The following is a 2,583-nucleotide window of genomic DNA, read 5'->3' on the forward strand; positions in this document are numbered from 1 at the left end:
GCTTAAATGTTTCGGTTACAGCAACACCTAGGATAAAGGCTACAATAGGGGGAATATGAAGAAAAGCTTCTGTCCATTGACCTTGCGCTGCCTTTACACCTAATAAGACGATATTTCCACTTTGTGCATTTGCGAATACTCCATTTCTGCTTATATACGTATAAGCATCAAGAAAACCTCCCACAATAGCTAACAAAATTCCAAGAATAACTGAATTTGCCGTTGCAGCTTTTTTGAATCGTTTCGTTAATTGTAAAAAGTAAGATGATTTATTTGTGAGCATGTCTTCTTTCTGCCTCCTGAAAATCTAAGGTGCATTATCTAGTATAAGCAAAAGAAAAGCTTTTCTTCAATTACTGTGATTTCATAGAAAAAAGATAGGGGAGGCCCCTATCTTTTTTGTAAGTTATATAACGTGACGATTCCAGTGGCGGTGAGCTGAAATAGCTTCAATAAATTCATCTGTAAAGCGTGTAGTTTCTCCAGTTACGACACCGGGACTACTATCTAAACCAGCAGCTTTTAGCCACTTAACACCTTCATCCGACGCGCCAATTGGTTTAAAATGCTCGAATGYTTCTTGAGCAAATGTCAGTGCTTCTTTACGAAACTTCTCATCAGCCGACGCGCTTCCGACAACATAAACCGCATCGAATAAAACAGAATCACTTGTTAAGAACGTGTGCTGTACTTCAAGTTCTGACCCGTCTGTTCCTTTTACGTTTTGGAGGGTTGTGCTTACAATTTCAGGCTGAATGCCCTGTTGTTTTAAATTGTTTAACACCTGTGGTAGGTCACCGCTAAAGTCATTAGCTGCAATGACAGCTACTTTACGCGTATTGGGCTTTTTAATCGTCTGTTCCTGACTAAGAGCCGGAGATGACTTGGTCACTGGCGCCTCTTCTCCTGATGGAGGCGTTGCACCAATCGCTTGTGCTACTTGTTTAGCTAGCACTGTACTGACGTTGGCAAACATATCAACGACCTGCTGCTGAACAGACTTGCTTTTCACTTTTCCAAGCTCAAAGCTGAAAGCACTGATAATATGCTCTTTTTCAGGATTGCTCATGCTATTCCAAAATAGCGTTGCCTGTGAAAAGTGGTCTTTAAAACTTTCGCTTCGGCTTCGAACTTTTCTTCCTTCCACTTTTTCTTGATAGTGAGCATAACCGCCCTCTGACTCTGGTACAGGAGCCGGGGTATTGGCTGCAAGAGAGTTTCTGTGATAGCTGACAGGCCCTTTGTTAATCGTTTGACGTCCGTAACCGTCTCGTTGATTGTTATGAAACGGGCATACTGGACGGTTGATTGGAAGTTCGTGAAAATTCGGACCGCCAAGACGAATAAGCTGGGTATCCGTGTATGAAAACAATCTTCCTTGTAAGAGAGGATCATTGGAAAAATCAATTCCCGGTACCACATGTCCCGGATGGAATGCGACTTGTTCCGTTTCGGCAAATACGTTGTCTACATTTCGATTTAAGGTCATTTTTCCAACCAATTTGACGGGAATGTCTTCTTCAGGCCAAAGCTTAGTTGGATCGAGAATGTCAAAGTCGAATTTAAATTCATCTTCCTCATCTATGATTTGAATACCTAGCTCATATTCAGGATAGTCTCCGTTTTCAATCGATTCCCATAAATCGCGGCGATGAAAATCCGGGTCTTTCCCAGAGATTGTTTGAGCCTCGTCCCAAACAAGGGAATGCGTTCCGAGCACAGGCTTCCAGTGAAATTTGACAAAATGAGCTTTTCCTTCTGCATTAACTAAGCGAAAAGTATGTACGCCGAAGCCTTCCATCATACGCAAACTGCGTGGAATTGCACGGTCTGACATTGACCACATGACCATGTGAGCAGACTCTTGGTTATTGGCGACAAAATCCCAAAACGTATCGTGTGCTGAAGCTGCCTGCGGCATTTCGTTGTGTGGCTCAGGCTTAACAGCGTGAATTAAATCCGGAAATTTAATCGCATCTTGGATAAAGAACACGGGAATGTTATTTCCAACTAAGTCATAGTTTCCTTCTTCTGTATAAAATTTTGTTGCAAAACCACGGGCGTCGCGCACCGTTTCAGCTGAACCTTTAGAACCTGCTACAGTAGAAAAACGGACAAATACAGGTGTTTTCACAGACGGATTCTGTAAAAATTTAGCTTTTGTATATTCACTGAGAGAGTTATACAGTTCAAATTCTCCGTGAGCAGCGAAGCCTCGTGCATGAACGATGCGTTCAGGAATGCGCTCGTGGTCAAAATGCGTCATTTTTTCACGGAAATGAAAGTCTTCCATAAGGGTTGGACCACGTTCACCTGCTTTTAAAGAAAATTCATCTTCGGAAAGCTTTAACCCTTGATTGGTTGTGAGCGCTTGGTTTCGATCATCTGTTTTAAACTGCTCGAGCTGTTCTTGCTTGCTTTTTTCATTTAAAGAGTGCTTTTTTGTCATACCTGTCTTCCTCCTTGATCTTCAGTTAATAATCATTACAAAATGTGTACCCTATCAAAAGTTGAAGCAAACAGAAATGTTGGAATTTTTTCGTAGGAAATCCGTTATTTTCTTGTTATGATTATGAATAAGTA

2 protein-coding genes are annotated in these 2,583 nt (G+C 41.6%); both read right to left on the reverse strand.

What is annotated here, in order from left to right; translation table 11 throughout:
• On the reverse strand, nt 1–283 hold a 283-nt coding region (locus AC1DRF_RS22635), incomplete at its 3' end, for a YoaK family protein (protein WP_477741748.1).
• Between the two features lie 123 nt (nt 284–406).
• On the reverse strand, nt 407–2,449 hold the full coding sequence (locus AC1DRF_RS22640) for a catalase (RefSeq protein WP_477741749.1): 2,043 nt from the start codon (nt 2,447–2,449) through the stop codon (nt 407–409).
• Nucleotides 2,450–2,583: the final 134 nt, after the last annotated feature.

The sequence above is a fragment of the Priestia sp. P5_B4 genome (genome assembly GCF_056400385.1).